This is a genomic window from Marinobacter sp. R17 (assembly GCF_003789045.1).
In the GTDB taxonomy this organism is placed as follows: Bacteria; Pseudomonadota; Gammaproteobacteria; order Pseudomonadales; family Oleiphilaceae; genus Marinobacter_A; species Marinobacter_A mangrovi.
Genome location: NZ_RHGZ01000023.1, coordinates 42,117 through 64,413, shown reverse-complemented (window position 1 = coordinate 64,413; position 22,297 = coordinate 42,117). Strand labels below are relative to the sequence as shown.

The following is a 22,297-nucleotide window of genomic DNA, read 5'->3' as shown; positions in this document are numbered from 1 at the left end:
CCGGCGACGTTGCGGCGGTGTCAGTCGCCTTTCTGGCAACCGCCATGCGCTACTGCCTGAAGGCCGTCAATATCCTGCAGCGTGACTTCCCGGCCATGCGAGTCGATCAGACCCTGACGCTGGAAGCGGGTCATGACACGACTGACTGTTTCCACCGCCAGCCCCAGATAATTGGCAATGTCATGTCGGGGCATGGGCAGGATCAACTTCGTCGCCGACAGTCGGCGCCGGCTGAAGCGGGAGGACAGGGACAACAGCAGCGTGGCAATCCGTTCCTCCGCCGAATTCTTGCTCAGCAGCAGCGACAGGTTGTGGCTGTTCTTGATTTCCTGGCTCATCAGCTGGAAGAAGTGGTGCTGTAGCGAGGGAATCCGGGTGGCGAGCTCTTCCAGACGGTTGAACGGAATTTCGCAGAAACTGCTGCGTTCTAGTGCCTTGGCAGAACAGGAATACCCCTCCGGCCCCATGCTGTCCAGGCCGATGATCTCGCCGGGCAGGTAAAAGCCGGTAATCTGCTCTTCGCCGGAGTCGGCGATGATGTAAGTCTTGACCGCGCCACTGCGAACGGCGTAGCAGGCCTTGAACGGATCCTTCTGGCGGAACACATGTTTCCCGCGATCAATGGTCCGTCCCTGCTGCACCACATCCTCGAGACGTTCGATCTCGTTCTCGCTGACGGCCAGGGGAAGACAGAGATTGCTGAGACTGCATTCCTGGCAGCTTGATTTCAGCGCGGAGGCGCGCAAAGTGGAGATGCGTTCGCCCATTTGAATGACCTTTCCCCGTTCCGTTTCCACTGTACCCACCTTAAAGGCGACAGGCCCTATTTGCCAACTTTACGGGTGCGCGTCGTTCAGGGGAAGGTCCGCCCTCACCGAGGGAGGGCGACCTGCTTGTCAGTTCAGCCGTTGAAACGCTGGAAGACCAGCGAGGCGTTGGTGCCACCAAAACCGAAACTGTTCGACATAACGCGGTCCAGATGAGCGGACTTTGCATCAGGGCCAACGATCGGCATATGCGCAATTTCCGCATCCGGCGAATGGTAGTTCCTGGTACCGGCGATGTAGCCGTTCTGCAGCATCAGCAGCGAATAAATCGCTTCGTGGACACCGGCCGCACCCAGGGAATGGCCGGACAGCGACTTGGTCGAGGAAATGGCCGGAATGTGCTCGCCAAACGTCTTGCGAACCGCGCCCATCTCGGCCACATCGCCCACCGGCGTGCTGGTGCCGTGCGCGTTGATGTAGTCGATCTTGCCGTCGACGGTGGACATAGCCTGGTGCATGCACCGCTGGGCCCCTTCGCCGGACGGTGCGACCATGTCGTAGCCGTCGCTGGTGGCGCCGTAGCCGACCAGTTCGGCGATGATATTGGCGCCACGCTGTTTCGCGTGTTCCAGCTCCTCGACCACCAGCATGCCGCCGCCACCGGCGATGACAAAGCCGTCACGGCCACTGTCGAACGGACGGGAGGCGGTCTCCGGTGCGTCGTTGTACTTGGTTGAGAGGGCACCCATGGCGTCGAACAGCATGGTCAGGGTCCAGTCTTCCTCTTCGCCGCCGCCGGCAAAAACGATGTCCTGTTTGCCGGCCTGGATCTGTTCCATGGCGTGCCCGATGCAGTGAGCACTTGTGGCGCAGGCCGAGGACATGGAATAGTTCACACCGCGGATCTTGTAGGCCGTGGCCAGACAGGCGGATACGGTGCTGGTCATGATGCGCGGCACCATGTACGGCCCAATCCGTTTGACGCCACGCTCGCGCATGATGTCCACGGCTTCCACCTGGCTGGAGCAGGACGCACCGCCGGAACCGGCGATCAGACCGGTTCGGTCGTTGGAGATCAGGCTCTCGTCGAGCTTGGCGGATTCGATGGCCTCCTGCATGGCCAGATAACTGTACATCGCGGACTGGCCCATGAAGCGGCGTACCTTGCGGTCGATCACCGACGTGTCGACATCGACCGAGCCGGAGACCTGGCTGCGGAAGCCCTGGTCCCGGTAGGTTTCGTTGAAGCGAATGCCGGAACGGCCTGTCTTCAGGCTGTCATTCACCGCTTCGATACTGTTTCCCAGGCACGACACGATACCCATGCCCGTGATCACAACACGTCTCATCGCAGTCTCCATCCGTGACGTGGTCGAAAATGATGACTACCATTCTAGAGCCTGGCTGGCCGCCTACGGAATGTGACCTTGGTCGAGCGACCGTGTTCCCGGAAAAACTGAATAGTGTCCCGTCTGGTTAATTCGTTGACCTACTGCGTACCGCTGACGTCTCTGGCCAAGGCGCCAGCCCGCCGGTGTGGTGGTTCCACATCCAGGGTTGGCAACGCAGGTCCAGAGGCGTCAGCGGTGCGCCCTTCGGGAGCGCCTGAACGCTTTGATAGCGGTGTTGCGGCAGCTCGATTTGGAACCACCGGAGCGCCGGCCGCCAAACCTTCGCTACCGCGCCTTGCTCTCAAAGCGTTCAGGCGCTCAGTAGATCAACGAATTAACCAGACGGGACACTAGGGCTTCAACTTCGTCTAGACTTGCACCGACTCATTGAAACAGACCCTGGCATGTTCGCTGTCGTCAGATCATTTATTTTCGTTACTATTATAGGCTTACTGTGCGTCGCCCGTGTTGCGTCCGCAGCTCTTCCACCGGCGCCCGTACTGGATATTTCGCATCTGGGTGACGAGCTCCTCCGTTCTCCGGCGGAATTTCTGGTCACCCCACAGGCCACCACGCTGGATCAGTTGCCCCTGGACAGGTTCCGGCCGCTCACCGACCGGGACGTCAATCAGGGCATCAGTAACCAGGCTTTCTGGGTGCGCCTCAAACTGCGAAACGAAGCCGACCGGCCCCGGCGCTGGGTATTGAGCCACGAGACCGCCTATCTCGACCTGATGACGGTCTACTGGGCCGATAACGGTGGGCCGCCGCACACGCTGTCGCTCACCGACCGCGCGCCTTACCACAGTCGCCCCCTGAACTACCGCACGCTGGCGTTCCATCATGTCACGCCCCCGGGCGGCTCCACCACGCTTTATCTGCGACTGGCCTATGAAAAGCCGGACAGCGTCAGCCTGAACATCAAACTCGACGACGCCGATCGGTTCGCGGCGCAATCGCGGCAGTCGTATGCTATTTACGGGATGTATTACGGCGCCATGCTGGTGCTGGTGTTCATTTCGCTGATCGGGGCCTGGTTGCTGCGCCAGTGGCTGTTTTTCCAGTATGCCGTGTTCCTGGTGGCCAGTACGCTGATGTGGGCGCTGCTCAACGGATTCGCCTTCCAGTTCCTTTGGCCCCAATCGGTGTTCTGGCACAACGAAGGCTTCCACATTCTCTATTTATTGATGGCGGCCAGTGCTTTCCAGTTTTCCCGCACCTTCCTACGGACCCGGCAGCGCTTTCCGGGCATCGACCGGACGATCAGGGGCATCCAGGCGGTCATGGTGCTGGGCATTCTGATGCGATTTGCCGGCCTCTATGAACCGGTGCTGGTACTGTCATTCATTAGCTTGATCTCGTTGATCCTGCTGGCGCCGCTGGGGTTCTGGGCCTATCGCCAGGGTCAGCACTACGCGCGCTGGTACGCCATTGCCTGGGTGATTTACGGCATCGGTCTGGCCCTGAGCGTGATCAGTGCGGGCACCCCCTGGCTGCATTGGGGGATGGAGTCGTTGGGCTTCGCCCAGGCCGCCGGTGTGCTGGAAGCCTTGCTGCTGCTGGTGGCCCTGGGCGAACGGCTGATGGGCTGGGACCGCGATCGCCGCCTGGCCCTGCGCATGGCGCACCAGGATCCGCTGACCGGCCTCAATAACCGACGTGGATTGAGTATCGCCTATGAGACGTTCCGCGAGCGGTTCGAGCGGACCCACCTGCCGGTGTTCCTGATCCTGATCGACCTGGATCACTTCAAAGTGATCAACGACACTCATGGCCACGAGGCCGGGGACCACGTATTGGTGGATCTGGCGAACATGCTGACTCGCACCTGCCGGCCTGCCGACGTCTGCATCCGGTATGGTGGGGAAGAATTTGTCCTGTTGCTGCAGGTGCCTTCGGAAGACGTGGCTTTGTCCATCGCCGACCGGATCCGGCTGGACTTCGCGGAGCACCCGACCGAGTATGAGAGGAAAACCATCACCCACACACTGACGGCCGGCATAGCACCGATCTTTGCGGCCGACGTTCAGTTGTCCCCGCAGCAAATGATCCGGGACGCCGACCGGGCCTTGTATGAGGCCAAGCGGGAAGGGCGCAATCGCTGCCGGCTGTATCGGGGCAAATACCGGTAACCACCGCACAGACACGCCGAAAGGAGTGCCTCATGTCGACGGATTCGATCCTCAAATCCCTGCTGACCCAGGCCGGCCTGCCGTCGGCGAATGAGCGCCCTGGCATGGGCGGCGGCAGTATCAACGACGCGTTTCGTGTCGTGCTTGAAAACGGTGAGACGGTTTTTCTCAAGGTTCATCAGGCGCCTCCGGCCGGCTTTTTCGAGGCCGAAGCGGAGGGCCTGCGAGCCCTGTCGGCCACCGGTGCGATCCGGGTTCCCCGGGTGCTGGCCGTGTCGGATCAGGGGCTCTTGCTGGAATGGGTGTCCGGCTCGCCAGGGCCTGATTTTGGCCGCAAACTGGGCGAGCAACTGGCAAAGATGCACCGTGCCACGGACAGTGCCTTCGGCTTTTCCTGCGACAATTACTGCGGCCTGACGCCACAACCGAATCCGCGCATGGCGGACGGTTTCGCCTTTTTTGGCGAGGCCCGGCTGTTGTTCCAGGCCCGTCTGGCCCGGGACAAGGGGCTGCTGCCTGCGGCCGACGTGCGCGCAGTGGAGACCATTGCCCACCGCCTGGCCGACTGGATTCCGGAGCAACCGCCCAGCCTGATCCACGGCGACCTCTGGAGCGGGAACATCCACGCCGGCCCGGACGGCGAGCCGGTCCTGATCGATCCGGCGGCCCACTACGGCTGGGCCGAGGCGGATCTTGCCATGACCACATTGTTCGGCAGCCAGTCCGCTGACTTCTACGCCGCTTATGCCGCCAACGCCGATCTGGCACCGGATTGGGAAGAGCGGGTGCCGCTGTACAACCTCTACCACTTGCTCAATCACCTGAACCTGTTTGGCGGCGGCTACCGGTCGTCCGTGCGTTCGGTGCTGGCGAGATTTACCGGCTGATCGAGCGGACACAAAAAAGCCAGCATCGTGATGCTGGCTTCGATTTCCGGGCGGTGCGGTCTGTCAGTCCACGGCCTTCATCGGGATCAGGTTCTCGTCCTTCTCCGGCGTTGGCACCGCTGGCATGGCCAGGCCCAGATTGTTCTGCTCGAACACCCGGTCCGCGCGATAGCTGGAGCGAACCATGGGGCCAGAGGGGACTTCCATAAAGCCTTTTTCCAGGCCGATTTCCCGATAACGGTTGAACTCTTCCGGCGTGACGTAGCGTTCGACCGGCAGGTGGTTCGGGGTGGGGCGCAGGTACTGGCCCAGGGTCAGGATATCGACGCCCACGGCGCGCAGGTCATCCATGGTCTGGAGGATTTCCTCGTCGGTCTCGCCCAGGCCCAGCATGATGCTGGTCTTGGTGAGGACATCCGGGCGGTGCTTCTTGGCGTGTTCCAGTACCTTGAGGGTTTTCTCGTAACCGGCACGTGGGTCGCGCACGTAGTGGGTCAGGCGCTCGACGGTCTCGACGTTCTGGGCGAACACGTCCAGGCCGGAATCCACAACCGCCTCGATGGCAGAATGCACGCCGTCGAAGTCCGGCGTCAGCGCCTCAACGGCAACTTCCGGCGTGCGGGTCTTGATGGCGCTGACGCAGGCGGCGTAATGAGCGGCGCCGCCGTCGTCCAGGTCGTCCCGGTCGACGGAGGTCAGCACAATGTAGCGCAGGCCCATCAGTTCGACGGACTTGGCGGTGTTTTCGGGCTCTTCCTGGTCCAGCCAGCCTTTCGGGTTGCCGGTATCAACCGCACAGAACTTGCAGGCGCGGGTGCAGACCGATCCCATCACCATGATAGTGGCGGTGCCGTTGTTCCAGCATTCACCGATGTTGGGACAGTGGGATTCCTGACAGACGGTGCTCAGCCGGTGTTCGGCCACATTGCGGCGCACGGCGTCGAAACGCTCGCCACCCGGCATGCGGGCGCGCAGCCAGCTGGGTTTGCGGCTGACCGGTTTGTCTGCGTTACCGGACCGCTTGATGCCGTCCTTGATGGCCGAGAATCCTTGCTCGCTGCGGTATTTTGAACCACTGGTAATGCGATTGCTGGCGCCATCAGTCATGGGGAATGCTGCTCACTACGGTTAGAAAAGGGGGAATCCATCTTTACGGGGCCGGGAACGCCGGAGCGTTTTACATCGAGGCCCGTGGTCTCTAAAGGTTAAAGATTGCACGGGAACCTGACAAGCCATCTACGGCTAATGTCCCATTGGCCCGGTAGGTGAATACCGAGAACCGGCGGCTGCGTTGCCGCGTATACCTGGCCTATTATACCGGCATGACCCAGGGAGACATACCGTCCCGGATAACCCGGCGCAGGCCTACCATGCCCCGGCCGATGGCGGCCTGGGGATGGTCGCTCTCGGTGGTCACCATATAGGACGGGTAGGGAAAGGCCGGCGCGTTGGGTACGCGGAATAGCCGCCCCTCGTCCAGCAGCCCGCGAATCGCCCGCTCCCGGAAATAGCCCGCGCCGCCGGCCGACAGAATGTAGCTCAGCCCCATTGGCCCCATGCCGACGAAAATGCCGGAGCGTTTCAGGGAGGGGAAGGCTTTGTCATGCTGTGACGAGAATTCCGGTCCCCAGTCCACGTAGACGTAATGCTCGTTCTCCGCCGTGGAACCGGAGGGGTCGGTGGTCACCATGATCAGGCGTTCTTCCTCGAGCATTTCCACCACCAGGCCCGGGTGGTAGAGCGGCGAATAGACCACGGCGATATCCAGGATGCCGCGCTCGACTTTGCCGATCAGGCTGGTGGAATCGCCCACCTCCGCGCGCACGGCAATCTCCGGGCAGTTCTTTCGCATCCATACCAGCCAGTTCAGCAACAGCGGATTCCACAGGCTCAGCTCGCCGCCGACGGAGAGCACATGCTCGTGCTCGGTGGAGACGTTGACGTCGTGTCGGGCGCGCTCCCAGACCTGCAGGATCGACATCGCCGACGGCATGAACCGATCCCCCTGGGGGGTGAGACTGGCGCCGTGCCGACCGCGTTCGAACAGGGCCTGCCCCAACTGGGTTTCCAGCGAGCGGATGCGGGCGGTGACGGTGGTCTGGGAAATGTTCAGCCGGTCGGCAGCTTTTACGAAGCTGCCGGTCTCGGCCACGACCAGGAACGTGCGAGCGAGTTCGGTGTCCATACATCCTGCATTCAATCAGAAATATTGCTCAATAATAGCAATATAAATCAGTTTTTGTGAGTGAAAGTCGATGCAATAATAGCGCGCTAACGATTTCGCACGTTCGGGTGGAGTTATGTAATGGGTAAACACGATGATGTACTTGCTTCATCTGCCACGCACGTCCTGAACCAACCGTCCTCTGCACCGTGCCTTGCCAATGAATTTCCCGAAGCCTACGGCTGGTCCACCAAGGATCCCGGCGAAGGGCGTCTACGGGCATTGCGTAACAGTTTGGCACGGGTTCTGGGCTGGGGGATTCCGGACCGGCTTTCCCGTCAGCGTCGGCAGTTACTGGAAGACATGGCGTCTCTTTTCGAGCACCGCACCTACGGGGCGGAAGTGAATCTCGAGAAACGCCATAACACCTGGAAAAAGATCTACCTCGTCGAGTACGGCATTGCACGTCTCTATCGCAAGAACGAGGACGGTCGTGTCAGCATCCACCACTTCTTTGACGAAGGCAGCGCCATCTGGCCGGTATTTGCCCGGACCCGCTCCGAGCGCAACACCCTGTGCCTGACCACCGTCACCCCATGCACTCTCTGGGAGGCGGATTTCCTGCCGTTCCGTGAGTGCATCAAGCAGGACGGCGAAGGCGCCTGGGCCCAGTTTGCCCTGGCCCTGATGGAAGAGCTGGCCGAGCGCTCCACCATGCGCGAGTTCGAGCGCCAGACGCTCAGTGCCGAAGAGCGCTACCAGATCATGGTGCGCGACTATCCGGAACTGGTCGAGCGGGTGCCGGATTACCAGCTGGCCGCCTGGCTGGGTGTGGCCACCGCCACCTATTCCCGCTTGAAGAACGGACGCAGCCGCCGCGTCTGAGACGTCGCCGACCGGCTGGTTCCGGTGCGCCGTACCCTGTTCGGGATCGCAGCCCTTCGCGATCCCGGATGGTCTCTACTCTATTTTTGACGCCGTCAGCCCCACATGCGGGGCAAGACATCGACTTCGTTTGCCTTGCGGCGATGACGGATGACGAAGGCGATGTGACCGATAATGGTCAGCAGCAACAGCCAGCCCAGCCAGCTGTGAAGCAGATTGGCAGGCGCGGTCATCCAGTTGATTTCCTCACCCTCAAAACCGGCAAATAAAGGCACGCCAAAAGGCTCGAATGGCTTGCCGGAGCCATACTGGCGCAACAGCGCGAGGGAAGGAATGATCAGCAGTAGCAGGTAGATCCCCAGGTGACCGAGTTTCGCCAACTTGTTGATGGCTGCCGGCCTGTTGGCCAAATTGGACAGCGCCCAAAGGGCCCGGATCACCACCAATACCAGCAGTAGCAATCCCATCGGTTTATGGGTTCCCCACAGGAACGACTCCAACGGGGTGTCCTTGATCAGGGCGTGGGCGATCGCACTCAGGAACTGCCATAAAATCAGCAGCGCCATCCCCCAATGCAAAAAACGGCTGACCTGCCCGTAACGCTCCGTGTTGTCTCTCATCGCTTGTACCCTCTGATCGTGGCCGTTGGCCGCAACGCCCAGCCACTTGCCGCTGATAACTCGTTGGCCGGCGGCGACCGGAAAAGTGGTCCTTCTGGCGCCAATGCCGCTTTTGGACAACTGTGTGTCGTATCCGATTAGGCAGCCATAGGGATTCGGATTCAGATTGAATGCAGGCTGGTTTCTCAGGGTAGCCCGGAATGCAGCCTGATTCATCCTTCAGTGGCCGTCAGGCCCCAGCAGCGGGGGAAGAGCATGGCAAAACTTCCGGAAAGTGCAGATGTCGTTATCATCGGGCAGGGTGGCATCGTCGGCGCCTCGGTGGCCCATCACCTGATCGAGCAGGGCTGGACCAACATCGTCGGCCTCGAGAAATCCGCCATCCCGACGGACATCGGGTCAACCTCCCACGCTTCCGATTTCTGTTTCACCACCTCTCACGACAAGCTCAACGTCTACACCACGAAATACAGTCAGGCGTTTTACGCCAAGCGTGGTAATTACCTGAAAAAGGGCGGCATGGAAGTCGCGCATATTGATGACGACGAGCGCATGGCGGAGCTGATCCGCAAGGTGGGCTCGGGTCGGGCCTTTGGCACCAATGTCAGCATGATCACGCCGGCTCAGGCCAAGGAGTTGTTCCCCCTGGTGGACGAGACCAAAATCCAGGGCGCCCTGTGGGACCCGGATGCGGGGTTGGTGGTGCCACGCTCACAGACTGTGGCGGGGGATCTGGTGGATGAGGCGGTGGCCAGCGGCCACCTTCAGGCGTTTGCCAACACCCCGGCGCGGCGCATCGACGTCAAGGACGGCGTTGTCCAGGGTGTGGAAACCGACCGGGGGTACATCAAGACGAAATACGTCGTGCTGACCATCGGGATCTGGGGCCCGTTGATGGCCCGCACGGCCGGGGCGCCCCTGCCGTTGATGCCGGTGGAGCATCCTCTGCTGTTCTTCGGACCCTATGAGGCGCTCAAGGGCACCGGCGAGGAGCTGGTCTGGCCGCTGTTCCGCGACCAGGGCAACTCCGCCTACGTGCGGGACACCGGCGACCCGTCCACCACTGAGGGCGGGCACATGGAGTGGGGCTACTACGAGCATGAAAACCCGCGGCTGGTCTACGCCCGGGACATCGCCGAGCCGGGCGAGGCGCGGCTGTCGCCCTCCATGCGCGACCTGTCGCTGGAGCAGGTCATGCATGCCTACGAGAAAGCCATCGAGATGACGCCGATCCTCGGTGAACTGGGCTGGGAAGAGAAACGCTCGTTCAATGGCCTGTTGTCGGTGACGCCGGATGGCGGCTCGATGATCGGCGAAACGCCGGAAGTGCGGAATCTCTGGTTCTGCGAGGCCATCTGGGTCAAGGATGGTCCCGGGGCCGGCAAGCTGCTGGCGGACTGGATGACCACCGGCTGTCCGGAAATGGATCCGCACAGCGTCGACATCGCCCGCTTCTATCCGGCCCAGAAGACCTCCCGCTACGTTTACGGCCGCTGCTATGAAGTGGCCAAGAAAATCTACACGCCAGCCGTCCACCCACGCGAACCCTACGAAAGTGGCCGGCAGTTGCGTACGAGTCCGTTCTATCTACGGGAAGTCGCGCTGGGCGGCTACTTCATGGAAGCGGCCGGCTGGGAGCGGGCTCACGGCTACCAGTCCAACGAGGCCACATTGCTGGCCAGGTACCGCGATAGGATTCCAGTGCGGGAGAACGAGTGGGACGGCCGGCATTTCTGGGACGTGTCCAACGCCGAGCAACTGGAGATGAGCGAGAACGTGGGCATGATCAACCTGTCCCATTTTGCCATCTACGACATCTCCGGCCAGGACGCCGAGGCGCTGATGGAATACTTGTCGGTCGCCAGGGTGGGCGGCACCACGCCGGTCGGCAAGGGCGTTTATACCCACTTCCTGGATGGCCAAGGGGGTATTCATTCCGACCTGACCATTATCCGACTGGCCGAAGACGCCTACCGGGTGGTTTGCGGCGGCGATACCGGCCACCGGGACCTGGTCTGGATCCGACGCATGGCGCAAGAGCGGGGTCTGACCCGCTACCGGCTGGACGACCGCACCGATTCCCTGGCCACCCTGGGCCTTTGGGGGCCGAAGGCGCGGGAGACGCTGGCCCACTTCCTGGATGATCCGGATGAGCTGTCCAACGAACGGTTCCCCTTCGCCACGGCCAGGGAAATCTGGGTGCAGGGCATTCCGGTCTGGGCGTTCCGCATTTCCTATGTGGGCGAACAGGGCTGGGAGCTTTATGTGCCGTTCAGCTACGGTCTGGGGCTCTGGGATCTGCTGTTCGAAGCCGGCGTCACACCGGTGGGCATCGAGACGTACGCCAACACTCGGCGCCTGGAAAACAGCCTGCGCCTGCAGAACGTGGATCTGGAAACCGAGTACAACCTGTATGAAGCGGACCTGGCCCGCAAGAAGGTCAAGGAAGCGGACTTCCACGGCAAGGCGGCCTACCTGGAGCAACGCGAGCGACCGGCCCAACCCGCTTATCTGTGTACCCTTACCATGCTGGAGAACCGGGACGCCAAAGGCGTGGCTCGCTATCCGGTGGGGCAGTGGCCGATCCTCGATCCGGAGACCGGCGAAGTGCTGGTGGACAGTGAGGGCCGACGTTCCTACAACACCAGCGCTGCTTTCGGCCCATCGGTCGGCAAGGTTATCCTGCTGGGCTACATTCCCCACGCATACGCCCAGGAAGGTCGGGAGCTTCTATTGGAATACTTCGGTGAAAAGTACCGGATCCGGATTGAGTCGGTGGGTTATCGGGCGCTTTATGATCCGGACAATGAAAGGATGCGGTCCTGAGACGGTCACTCGGGGCGGCGTCATGGGCCGGCTGACCGGGACACGCTGTAAATACGTCCCTGTACGCTCGACTGGGGCCATCCATGGCCCCAGACGGTCCCGCTCACCCGGCCCATGACGCCGTTCGAACCCCAGCGGGATCTATTCAGGATGTCGCAGACGAACAGATGCGGCCCGAATTCTGTCGCATCTGGATCATGCCCCAAAACGGTGCCGTCATAAACTGGCCCCGGAGCCTACCGGAAAGCCGCTCGTCGATAAGTCATTGCGCCTGGTTCGTGTGAGGCTTATTGTCGAGAAAGAGGTCTAGCAAGGACCACAGCGTCCTCAGGGGTAAGGGCATGACTGGCTCGACCAACGGCGATGCAGTTAGCCGCGAGACCCGGCCATATCGGGTGGGCTTCCTGCTGATCGAGAACTACACCCTCATGGCCCTGGCCAGCGCCATTGAACCCCTGCGCATGGCCAATCAGCTCACCGGTTCAGAACTTTACACCTGGCAGCTGCTCTCCGTTGACGGCCAGCCCGTCCACGCCAGTGATGGCGTTACCCTGGTTCCCGACGCCGCGACGGGTACCTCCCGGGATTTCGATCTGGTGCTGGTGGTGGCGGGAATCGACGTCACCCAGAGCTTTTCCAGTCGCGACGTTTCCTGGCTGCGCAGTCTCGCCCGTAAACAGGTGACTTTGGGGGCCCTGTGTACCGGGGCCTATGTGCTCGCCAGTGCCGGGCTGCTGGATGGTTATGGGTGCAGCGCCCACTGGGAGTGCCTCGCCGCCCTGCAGGAAGGTTTTCCCCGGGTGCACTGCAACAATCGCCTGTTCACCGTCGATCGTGACCGCATGACCTGCACCGGCGGCGAAGTGCCGCTGCACCTGATGCTGAACCTGCTGTGCCGCCGCCACGGGCAGTCCCTGGCCGATGCCATTTCCGATATGTTCGTGTGCGACCGGATGCGTGAGGACAGTGAGCAGCAGCCGGTCCCTCTTCGACACCAACTGGCGGTGGCCCAGCCCAAGCTGGCGGAAGTCGCCCAGCTCATGGAAGCCAATATCGAGGAACCAATCGAACTCAGGGAACTGGCTCAGCTGGCTGGGATTTCACGGCGGCAGCTCGAAAGGCTGTTCCTCAAACACCTGGGCTGTACGCCCTCGCGCTACTATCTCAAACTGCGACTCGACCGGGCGCGGCGGCTGCTCAAGCAAACGTCCTGCTCCATCGTCGAAATCGCGTCCATGTGTGGCTTCGTCTCGGCCACTCATTTCAGCCGCTGCTACCGCAAGTACATGGGAACGCCACCGCGATCGGCGCGGGCCAACGTGCGCCCGATCAACGCCATGGATCAGCCCGCACCGACGCAGGCCTTCGAACTTCGCTCGCCCGCATCGGAAGCGCTCCAGCGCGCTCGGGCGGAACCCACATTCGGGGTTTTCACCTATACGCCGCTGCCGGACGATCGGAAGTCTGGCAGCGGCACTCTCTGAACACTTCCTATACCAGCCCGTAAACGTCGCCGTCGGCATTCAGCCCCATATCAAGCGCCGCGGGATGCCGTGGCAGGCCGGGCATGGTCATAATGTCACCGCAGACGGCCACAACGAATCCGGCGCCCGCACATAACCGGACTTCCCGTACCGGCAATACATGCCCGCTCGGTGCGCCCCGCAACTTGGCATTGGCGGAAAAACTGTACTGGGTCTTGGCGATACAGACCGGCAAGTGGCCGAAACCGAGCTGTTCGTATTCTTCCAGTTGGCGTGCCGCGTCCGGCGAGAAGTCGACACGGGCCGCGTCATAGAGGCGCGTGGCAATGGTTTCGATCTTTTCGGCCAGTGGCAGTTCATCGGGGTAGAGCAGTTGGACGTCGGGCGTGCCACTGTCCATCTGATCCAGCACCGCCTGGGCCAGATCGCTGGCGCCGGCGCTGCCTTCAGCCCAATGCCGGGCCGGGATGGCCTGCACGCCCCAGTCGTTGCAGAGGGCCTGGATAGCGGCGATTTCATCGTCGCTGTCAGAGGGAAAGCAGTTGATGGAAACAACGGGCGTCAGTCCGAACTGGCGCAGGTTGCGGATATGCCGCTGCAGGTTATCGGAGCCGGTATAGACCGCCTGTACATCCGGCGTAGCCAGTTTGTTTCGAGCCGTGCCCGCCTGCATCTTGAGCGCCCGGACCGTACAGACCAGCACCGCCGCATCCGGCCGAAGCCCGCTCTGGCGGCACTTGATGTCGATAAACTTCTCCGCCCCCAGATCGGCGCCGAAGCCGGCTTCGGTGACCACCACATCGTTCAGGCTCAGGGCATAGCGGGTGGCCATCACCGAATTGCAGCCGTGGGCGATGTTGGCAAACGGACCGCCGTGGATGAAGACCGGATTGTGCTCCAGGCTTTGCACCAGGTTGGGTTGCAGGGCATCCCGCAGCAGGATAGTCATGGCGCCTTCGGCGCCCAGGTCGCCCACGGTGACCGGCGACAGGTCGCGGCGACGGCCGACGATGATCCGCGCCAGTCGCTGGCGCAGGTCGGCCAGGCTGTCCGACATGCAGAGAATGGCCATGATTTCTGACGCCACGGTGATGTCGAAGCCGGTTTCCCGGGGCAGCCCGTGTGCCGCACCACCCAAGCCGATGATCGTGTTGCGCAGGGCCCGGTCGTTCAGGTCCATCACCCGGCGCCAACTGATGTAACGGGGATCCAGTCCGGATTCGCTGCCCCAGTGGATATGGTTGTCGATGATCGACGCCAGCAGGTTGTGGGCGGCGGTGATGGCGTGGAAGTCGCCGTTGAAGTGGAGGTTGATGTCCTCCATCGGAATCACCTGCGCCCGTCCGCCGCCGGCGGCGCCGCCTTTCATACCGAAGCACGGGCCCAGCGAGGGTTCGCGCAGGCACACCGAGGACTTTACGCCCAATCGGTTCAAGCCGTCGTTCAGGCCCACGCTCGTGGTCGTCTTGCCTTCGCCTGCCGGCGTCGGTGTCACGGCTGTGACCAGTACCAGCTTGCCGTAGGTGGCCGGATCCGGCAGTCCCAGATGCTTCAGGTTGAGCTTGGCCTTGTAATGGCCAAAGGGAATCAGACTGTCCGCGGGCAGGCCAAACCGCTGCTGCGCCAGCAACAGGATCGACTGGGGCTGGACCGCGCGGGCGATCTCGATGTCCGGCGTGCCGGGCGGTGGCAGTTCCGGCTCGGCCGGAGTAACAGAGGCCGATTCGTGGTATTGAACGGACATGGGGTGTCCTCCTTGCCGTCAGGCTCTGCCCGGGGAGGCCGCGCAGTCGGGCGTTTCGCTGCGCAGGTCCTCGAGCCACCGGGAAGCCCGTTTCAGACCACCGAACGGGAACAGGTGAATCCCCTTGAACAGCGTGAGCGGATGCGCCACCCGGTACTGCGCCAAGGCTTCCACCAATCCGTCCGGCGTCCACGAGCGCAGCAGTCGGGCGGTCTCCGGATGGCGCATCAGCGCCCGGGCTGAGACCCCGACACCGCATTGGGCGGCGTAGGCCATCAGCGTGCGCAACTTGGTGGGGCCAGCGATGCCAAAGTAGACCGGCAGCGGCGCCAGGTGGTCGCCTGCCGTCTGCAGCCAGTCGGTAAAGCTGTCGGCCTCGAACGCGAACTGGGTGGTGACCCACATGCGTGTCTGGGTGGTTGCGGCATAGTCCCGCTTGATTTGCAGGGCCTGCATCAGGCTGGGATGGTCCGCCGACGGATGGCCCTCAGGATGGCCGGCCACGCCCAGGGCGAAGGGGTAGCGGGTCAGCAGACCGCTCTCCAGCAAAGCCAGGGTGTCCTTGAAGGGGCCGACCGGATCGCCGTTGTCGCCGGCGATCACCATCAGTTTGTCGACGCCTGCCGCACCCAGACGTTCCAGCCACTCCTGACCCTGTCCGGCACTGGCAACCGCCCGCGCCGGAAAGTGGGGGACCGGGTCCAACCCCGCGGCTCGAAGCTGGCAGCAGGCATCGACAGTGTCGTCGTAGCGGGCCTTGGGCAGGAAGGGGACGTAGACGGCGGTGCCCGGTGCAAGCCAGCGGCTCAGATCATCCGTGGTCAGGATCTGCCGGGGCGTCAGCTCTATGGACGCCGACCGGGCGAGGAAGTCCAGTTCCTCGCCGCAGGCTGTATCGGCGTCGGGATCGGTCATCTGTTCATGGACAAGTTGCATGGCACGCTCACCACCTGTCTGTGGGTCTGTTTAATCCGCAAAGTCGATACCCTTGGCTTTGGCCCGCTCCCGCGCGTTGGGGTTGACCGACGGTCGGAAGGGCACGTTGACGACTTCCGCGTCAACTTCCAGGTTGCCGTCCGCCCCGACATACTCCGGCGGTAACTTCACTGTCAGGCGGGTGCCGATGTGGCGCAGCTCGTAGGGCACGTAGCCGAGGGCGATGTTGGTTTCCAGCTCCGGGGAGTACCAGGGCGAGGTGACATAGCCCACCGGCTCTTCGCCGGCCGCCTGGCTGATCAGCCAGAAATCGTTGGCGTAGTCGGTCACCGGCGCGCCGTCAAAGCGCAGCCCCACCATGATTTGGCGGAAAGGCGGGTTGCCGGCTTCCATCTGGGCGCGGACCTCTTCGAGTCGCTGCTTGCCGATGTAGTCCGCATCCTTGTTGCGGGGGACCTGGTAGGCCAGGTTGCATTGGAAGGGCAGGGTTTCCTGGTCCACATCCTGTCCCCAGGACAGGATGCCGGCCGCGATGCGGCGATGGTGGGCCGGCGCGATCACCCGCAGGTTGTGTTTCTCGCCGGTGCGCAGGACCGTGTACCAAAGATCCTCGGCGTGCAGAGTGGCGTCGCGCAGATAAATCTCATAACCCTTCTCGCCGGTAAAGCCGGTCTGGGAGACGATCACGTCGTGTCCGGCCACCTGACCGGCCATCAGGCCATAGTAGGGCAGCTCGCTGACGGCGTCGCCGAACAGATCCACCATCAGGGCTTCGGATTTGGGGCCCTGGATCTGCACCGGGGCCACGTCGATCTCGGCAATGCTGACGTCGAAACGTTTGCCGGTATTGACCCCGCGCAGCCAGAGTTCCAGGTCGCTGTCGGACAGGGAGAACCAGAATTCGTCCTCGGCAATCCTCAGCAAAACGGGGTCATTGAGAATGCCGCCTTCCTCGTTACAGAGGACGACGTACTTGCCGCGCATGGGCTTGATCTTCGTGGCATCGCGGGTGATGACGTAGTTCACGAACGCCTCGGCATCCGGGCCTTTCACCTGGATTTGCCGTTCCACCGCCACGTTCCAGAGGGTGACGTCATGGATCAGGGAGTCGTACTCCACCATGGCACCGCCATCTTCCGGATGCACGTAGCCGCGTGGGTGGTACATACGGTTATACACGGTGGCACGCCAGCAGCCGGATTCCACGGACAGATGCCAGTAGGGTGATTTGCGCACCCGGGTGGAAATCAGCATTTCCACCGGCGTGGGGCCGGACTGGCGCAGATTGATGGGAACCCGGCGGTCGGACTGGTCGACACTCTGTGGGTGTCGCGCCGCGCCGGCACGTTGCTGTGGATAATCCAACAGGGCCTGCTCGAACTTGATCGCCATCGCCGCCTCCTCAGGGTTTGTGCGGTTTTCGATGGTTTCAATGTGAGCGTTATTGCATCGGCCAGCGTGGACAGAGGCGACATGGAAAAGACTGAAAGCGGCACCGGCCGGCTCATGATGGACGCCAGCCGGTGTAGGGAGAGGGGTTATCCGGGGCGGTACATCTGGAAGCGCTGGGCCTCTTCCACCTGGAAATAGTCCGCTGGACCGCCGCCGCGCAGGATCGGCTGGGCCGCGGCTGTGTCGTAAATGCCGTCTTTCAGCAGGTGCTCGGCAATATGGACCCCGACGACTTCACCGAACACCACCCAGGTGTCGGCCAGTTGGCCGTCGGCACCCGCCAGTTGCAGGACCTGACTGACCTTGCACTCCAGCGACACCGGGCTTTCCGCCACCCGGGGCACGTTCACCGCCCGGGACGGTTCCGGTGTCAGGCCCGCCAGTTCAAACTCATCCACCTCCGGCGCGACCGCGGCGCAGGATGCATTCATCGCCTCGGCCAGCGGGCGCGTGGCCAGATTCCAGCAGAACTCGCCGGTGGCCTGGGCATTCCGCACGGAATCCTTGTAGCCAATGCTGGAGAAGCCGACGATCGGCGGGTGATAGTTGAACGCGTTGAAGAAACTGTAGGGCGCCAGGTTCAGGATGCCGTCGGCGCCGCGTGTGGACACCCAGCCAATCGGGCGCGGCGCCACCAGCGCGTTGAACGGATCGTGGGGCAGCCCATGGCCGTTGGCGGGTTCATAGAAATACATCGAATCGGACATAACGCCTTCCTGAACAGTGAATGGGAAGCAGGGATACGGACAGTGCCTGCAGTGTAACGGAAGTCGGCCGACGCCGCGGGAGTCAGTGACGGGCGCCTTGGCCTGCCTCAAGCCACATCCGGTATCCCACCACGCCAAGTACGACGATCGCCGCCATCCAGATTGCGACAACCGCCACCCCTGCCCAGCGATTGACCGGCCTTCCGTTTTTGAAGGCATCGAGGGCGCGGGCGCGGCAGTCCGACATCACCGCTTCCGGCACCAGCCGGATCGCCAGCGCAATCCCCAGTGGCAGCAGGATGATGTCATCCAGATAGCCCAGCACCGGGATGAAGTCCGGGATCAGGTCGATGGGGCTCAGCGCGTAGGCCACCACGATCGCGACGACGGCCTTGGCCAGCCAGGGTGTGCGAGGGTCCCGGGCCGCCAGGTACAGGGCGAGGGTGTCTGCTTTCAGGCGAGTGGCAAGCTGCCTTAGACAAAACAGCAGGTTCACGGTAAATGATAGCCTGTCGTCATTGGAGTCGCTGCCGGGATCGCTCTGGAACTCTACACCCGGAACTGCGAGACGATCGACTGCAGCTCATTGGCCATCCGCGTCAGATCCTGACCGGCGGTCGCCGTTTCCTCTGCACCCTGGGCCGTCTGCTCCGACATGGTGTTGAGCTGCACGATGTTCTTGTTGATTTCCTCGGTCACGCCCACCTGTTCCTCCGACGCGCTGGCAATCTGACGCGTCATGTCCTGGATGCGTGCCGTCACCTGGGTGATGGTGGTGAGCTGGGAGCCGGCCTCGGACGCGTAGTCCACCGTGCGGCTGACCTGCTGGCGGTTGCTGTCCATGGAGGCGACCGCCTTCTGGGACACCGACTGCAGCTGGTTGATCATGTCGTCGATTTCCTTGGTGGACTCGTGGGTCCGGCTGGCCAGGGCCCGCACCTCATCCGCCACCACGGCGAAGCCGCGCCCCTGATCGCCCGCCCGGGCTGCCTCGATGGCGGCATTCAGGGCCAGGAGGTTGGTCTGTTCGGCGATCGCCTGGATCACTTGCAGCACGTTGCCGATGGTGGTGCTGGTTTCCTCCAGCTGGCGGATGGCCTGGGCGGATGTCTCGATGTCGTCCGCCAGTTTCGAGATTTCCTGGATGCTTTTTTCCACCGTGGCCCGGCCGCCGTTAGCGTGATCGCTGGCCTCGTTGACCGACTGGGCCGTGTCGCTGATGTTCCGGGCGATGTCCTGGGCGGTGCTGGCCAGTTCGTTCATGGCGGTGGCGAGTTGTTCGGTTTCCGAGGACTGCTCGTCGATGGTCCGGCTGGTCTGTTCGGTGATCACCGCCATTTCCTCGGAAGCGGCCGCCAGTTGCGCGGTGATGGCCGAGATCTGGCTGATCATGTCCAGCAGTTTCCGGCGCAGGCCGTTCATGGCGTGCAACAGCTCACCGACTTCGTCCTTGTTGTCCACATCGATTTCCTGGGTCAGGTCGCCGGACGCCGTGACGATGGCCCGGCGGATACCGCGCACAATGGCGTTGGCCACCACCCAGCTCACCAGCAGCCCCACAAGGGTACTGATCACAATCAGCGTGGTCAGGGTGCCCAGCGCCGCCTGCTCGTGCGCTTCCGCCTCCTGGGCGCTGCGCTGGGTGAAGCCGGCCACGTCCTCGTGCAGCGCTCCCAGTCCGTCGTCCAGCTGGCTGGCGGCCTGGTCGATGTCGTCGGTCAGGTTGCCGGCAGTTTCCAGGTCACCCGCTGCAAAAGCTGCGAACGCCTGATCCACATGCTGCTCAAATCGACCATGGGCCGACGCAATATCCTTGAGTTGTTGGCGCACGGTGTCGAGTTCCTGCCGCAACCGGGTGTCCGCGTCTGCACCCGGATCCGCCGCCATGGTCCGGGCCTGGCGAATCTGTTCATCGATTTCCCGGGACAGGGCATCGAAGTGATCCCGGGCTGTGGCCAGGGCCTCCTTACTGCCGTTACCGGAAAGTGCCGCGCGATAGCCCGTCTCGTAGGCGATGGTCTGGCGCAGCTGGTGCTCGGTGATGCGGGAGAGTGAGCCGGCCAGGGGGATGTCCTTATCCGACACCAGCGCCAGTTCCTTACCGATGCCGGAAATGGCATAGAGAGCGTAGCCGGAACTGGCCAGAAAGATGATCAGGATGGTGACGGCAATCCCGACAATTTTGGTTTTCAGGGAAAACTGGTTCAGAAAAGCATTCACGGATGGTTCTCCAGACAGCAGCGCTTGGCCCACCAGGGCCGTCTTTACCGGGTTCGCGCAATGCCAGATACGCTGGCGCGCGATGGTGCCTTCTTTATCGACACTCTAGTAATGCCCAATAGGTTTGGAAAGCGAATAAATGCAACCATTTGTCGTTAGTATTTTACACGGTTGCTGGGGCTATCCGTTGAAAGCGCGATTTAAAACCACTTTTCTGACCAGCGTAATGATTGGGATCAATGTGACGCCATTGCGAGCACATACGGTCAGGGTCCATTCAGGAGACAAAATCGGCAAATTGCTCAGAAATGACTAAACTGAAAACTCCAAGCTGCCAGTGAAGGCGGCGATAGGATGCTTTCATCGCCCGATGAAGTGCTGAGCGTTCGGCGGCCTAATATCGACAGGGAGACATGCCATGCAACGTCTAGTGTTGTCGGCTTTTCTGATGTTGTTTGTAGCCAGCCAGAGTTTTGCCCAAGAAACCAAAGATAACCACAAGAATTACTCCACCTACGGCTCCAAACCCAACATCGTCATGATCATTTCGGACGATACGGGGTACTGGGATCTGGGTGCCTACCTCGGTGGAGCCTCCCGCGGGATGGATACCCCCAATCTCGACGAAATGGCCAAAGAAGGCATGATGTTCACCAACTTCTATGCCCAGGCGTCATGCACGCCGGGGCGCGCCGCCATGCAGACCGGCCGTAATCCCAATCGCTCGGGCATGACGACGGTGGCGTTCCAGGGGCAAGGCGGCGGTTTGCCCAAAGAAGAGTGGACTCTGGCCTCGGTCTTGAAGAAAGCCGGTTACAACACCTATTTCACAGGCAAGTGGCACCTGGGTGAAGCGGATTATGCGCTGCCGAATGCTCAGGGTTACGACAAGATGGAAAACGTCCTGCTTTATCACCTCAACGCCATGACCTATGCGCTGAAAGGCTGGAATCCGCAGATCACCGAAGAACAGCGCGAATTCTTCGAGAAGAACACCATCGGCATTCTCGAGGGCAACGCCGGTGAAAAGGCCAAGGAAGTCCTGTCGATGAAAGATATGACGGAAGAGGACCTGGCCAACCTGGATACGGTGTCCGCTGAGAAGGCCGTGGCAGAAATGGAGCGCCTTGCGGCGAAGAAGGAGCCCTTCTTCATGTCCATTAACTGGTCCGCCAACCACCAGCCGAACCTGCCGGCCAAGGATTACGTCGGAGCCTCCAGCGTCAAATCCAAGTACGGTGACAAGGTCGTGGAAATGGATGCCCAGACCGGCAAGATCCTGAAAAAGATCAAGGAACTGGGTATCGAGGACAACACCCTGATCGTCTACACGGTAGATAACGGCGCGTGGCAGGATGTGCACCCGGATTCCGGTATGACTCCGTTCCGCGGTTCCAAGGGGACGGATCGTGAAGGGGCTTTCCGGGTACCGGCCATTTTCAAGTGGAACGGCAAGATTCCGGCTGACAGCAAGGCCACCGAAATCGCCGGCGGCCTGGATCTGATGGCCACCTTTGCCCATGTCGCTGGCGTTGAACTGCCGACGGAGGATCGTGGCGGCGAACCCATCATCTTCGACAGCTTCGATATGGCCCCCATCCTGTTCTCCGGCGTGGACGAGAAACAGTGGCAGCGGGACTTCTGGCTCTACTTCACCGAAACCGAACTGATGCCTGGTGCCATTCGCATCGATCAGTGGAAAGCGGTCTTCAACCAGCGGGGCGACAACGGTGCGATTGCCGGATCCGAAGCGCCGGCTGCCGAGCTGGGCTGGCGCGGCCCGTCCCAGTATTCCGCCGTAGTGCCGCAGATCTACAACCTCTGGGAAGATCCGCAGGAACGCTACGACATCTTCATGACCTCGGGTCGCGAGAATACCTGGGCGTTGCCGTTCTTCTCGGCGAAGCTGGAGCAAGTGGCCGAATCCTATAAAAAGTATCCACCGCGTCCTCTGCAGTCGGATGCCTACTCCGGACCGATGACCATTGATCGTTTCCGGGCAATGCAGAGTGTCAAGAAGGAACTGGAGAAGCGTGGTATCGATATGGGCCACACCGAGTAACCCTCTGAAACCGGCGGCGG

General features: G+C 61.9%; 17 protein-coding genes. 6 read left to right on the top strand and 11 right to left on the bottom strand.

Annotation, left to right across the window (positions count from 1 at the left end):
• Positions 1–20: 20 nt before the first annotated feature.
• Together fnr and fabB are read right to left on the bottom strand one after the other, a co-directional pair.
• Complete coding sequence (fnr, locus tag EB809_RS15680) at positions 21–767, bottom strand: fumarate/nitrate reduction transcriptional regulator Fnr (RefSeq protein WP_123635774.1); 747 nt, start codon at positions 765–767, stop codon at positions 21–23.
• A 134-nt stretch (positions 768–901) separates the two neighbouring features.
• Positions 902–2,116 (bottom strand): beta-ketoacyl-ACP synthase I, encoded by a 1,215-nt coding sequence (gene fabB / locus EB809_RS15675; RefSeq protein ID WP_123635773.1) that lies wholly within the window; start codon positions 2,114–2,116, stop codon positions 902–904.
• A gap of 446 nt (positions 2,117–2,562) precedes the next feature.
• Here fabB and EB809_RS15670 point away from each other — a divergent pair, with 446 nt between their 5' ends.
• Positions 2,563–4,290, top strand: coding sequence for a diguanylate cyclase (locus EB809_RS15670; protein WP_123635772.1), 1,728 nt, complete (start codon positions 2,563–2,565; stop codon positions 4,288–4,290).
• A gap of 32 nt (positions 4,291–4,322) precedes the next feature.
• Positions 4,323–5,177 carry a fructosamine kinase family protein gene (locus EB809_RS15665; RefSeq protein ID WP_123635771.1) on the top strand — a complete coding sequence of 285 codons (855 nt, stop codon included), beginning with the start codon at positions 4,323–4,325 and terminating at the stop codon, positions 5,175–5,177.
• Between the two features lie 63 nt (positions 5,178–5,240).
• On the opposite strand, the gene lipA is transcribed toward EB809_RS15665, so the two are convergent.
• Complete coding sequence (lipA, locus tag EB809_RS15660; protein WP_123635770.1) at positions 5,241–6,284, bottom strand: lipoyl synthase; 1,044 nt, start codon at positions 6,282–6,284, stop codon at positions 5,241–5,243.
• A gap of 205 nt (positions 6,285–6,489) precedes the next feature.
• Entirely contained in the window at positions 6,490–7,362 is an 873-nt protein-coding gene (locus EB809_RS15655; RefSeq protein ID WP_123635769.1) for a LysR family transcriptional regulator, read from the bottom strand.
• Between the two features lie 120 nt (positions 7,363–7,482).
• On the opposite strand from EB809_RS15655, the gene EB809_RS15650 reads away from it, so the two are divergent.
• Positions 7,483–8,226, top strand: a complete 744-nt coding sequence (locus EB809_RS15650; RefSeq protein ID WP_123635768.1) for a Crp/Fnr family transcriptional regulator — start codon at positions 7,483–7,485, stop codon at positions 8,224–8,226.
• A gap of 95 nt (positions 8,227–8,321) precedes the next feature.
• Here the strand turns inward: EB809_RS15650 and EB809_RS15645 are convergent, their stop codons facing one another.
• Entirely contained in the window at positions 8,322–9,062 is a 741-nt protein-coding gene (locus EB809_RS15645; RefSeq protein WP_223807998.1) for a cytochrome b, read from the bottom strand.
• A gap of 39 nt (positions 9,063–9,101) precedes the next feature.
• On the opposite strand from EB809_RS15645, the gene EB809_RS15640 reads away from it, so the two are divergent.
• Positions 9,102–11,672, top strand: coding sequence for an FAD-dependent oxidoreductase (locus EB809_RS15640; RefSeq protein WP_123635767.1), 2,571 nt, complete (start codon positions 9,102–9,104; stop codon positions 11,670–11,672).
• A gap of 341 nt (positions 11,673–12,013) precedes the next feature.
• Positions 12,014–13,156, top strand: coding sequence for a GlxA family transcriptional regulator (locus EB809_RS15635; RefSeq protein ID WP_123635766.1), 1,143 nt, complete (start codon positions 12,014–12,016; stop codon positions 13,154–13,156).
• 7 nt (positions 13,157–13,163) lie between these two features.
• Here EB809_RS15635 and EB809_RS15630 read toward each other — a convergent pair whose 3' ends face one another.
• From EB809_RS15630 to EB809_RS15605, 6 genes are all read right to left on the bottom strand, one after another.
• A complete protein-coding gene (locus tag EB809_RS15630; RefSeq protein WP_123635765.1) occupies positions 13,164–14,900 on the bottom strand; it encodes a formate--tetrahydrofolate ligase in 1,737 nt (578 codons plus the stop codon).
• Between the two features lie 18 nt (positions 14,901–14,918).
• Positions 14,919–15,836 (bottom strand): methylenetetrahydrofolate reductase, encoded by a 918-nt coding sequence (locus tag EB809_RS15625; protein ID WP_123635764.1) that lies wholly within the window; start codon positions 15,834–15,836, stop codon positions 14,919–14,921.
• Between the two features lie 30 nt (positions 15,837–15,866).
• Positions 15,867–17,228, bottom strand: a complete 1,362-nt coding sequence (locus EB809_RS15620; protein WP_123635763.1) for a glycine cleavage T C-terminal barrel domain-containing protein — start codon at positions 17,226–17,228, stop codon at positions 15,867–15,869.
• 146 nt (positions 17,229–17,374) lie between these two features.
• A complete protein-coding gene (locus EB809_RS15615; RefSeq protein WP_123635762.1) occupies positions 17,375–17,995 on the bottom strand; it encodes a flavin reductase family protein in 621 nt (206 codons plus the stop codon).
• Between the two features lie 82 nt (positions 17,996–18,077).
• Positions 18,078–18,491 (bottom strand): YkvA family protein, encoded by a 414-nt coding sequence (locus tag EB809_RS15610; protein ID WP_263317001.1) that lies wholly within the window; start codon positions 18,489–18,491, stop codon positions 18,078–18,080.
• Between the two features lie 53 nt (positions 18,492–18,544).
• On the bottom strand, positions 18,545–20,215 hold the full coding sequence (locus EB809_RS15605) for a methyl-accepting chemotaxis protein (protein ID WP_123635761.1): 1,671 nt from the start codon (positions 20,213–20,215) through the stop codon (positions 18,545–18,547).
• A gap of 418 nt (positions 20,216–20,633) precedes the next feature.
• On the opposite strand from EB809_RS15605, the gene EB809_RS15600 reads away from it, so the two are divergent.
• Positions 20,634–22,277: an arylsulfatase gene (locus tag EB809_RS15600; RefSeq protein ID WP_123635760.1), complete on the top strand. Its 1,644-nt coding sequence runs from the start codon at positions 20,634–20,636 to the stop codon at positions 22,275–22,277.
• Positions 22,278–22,297 lie beyond the last annotated feature (20 nt).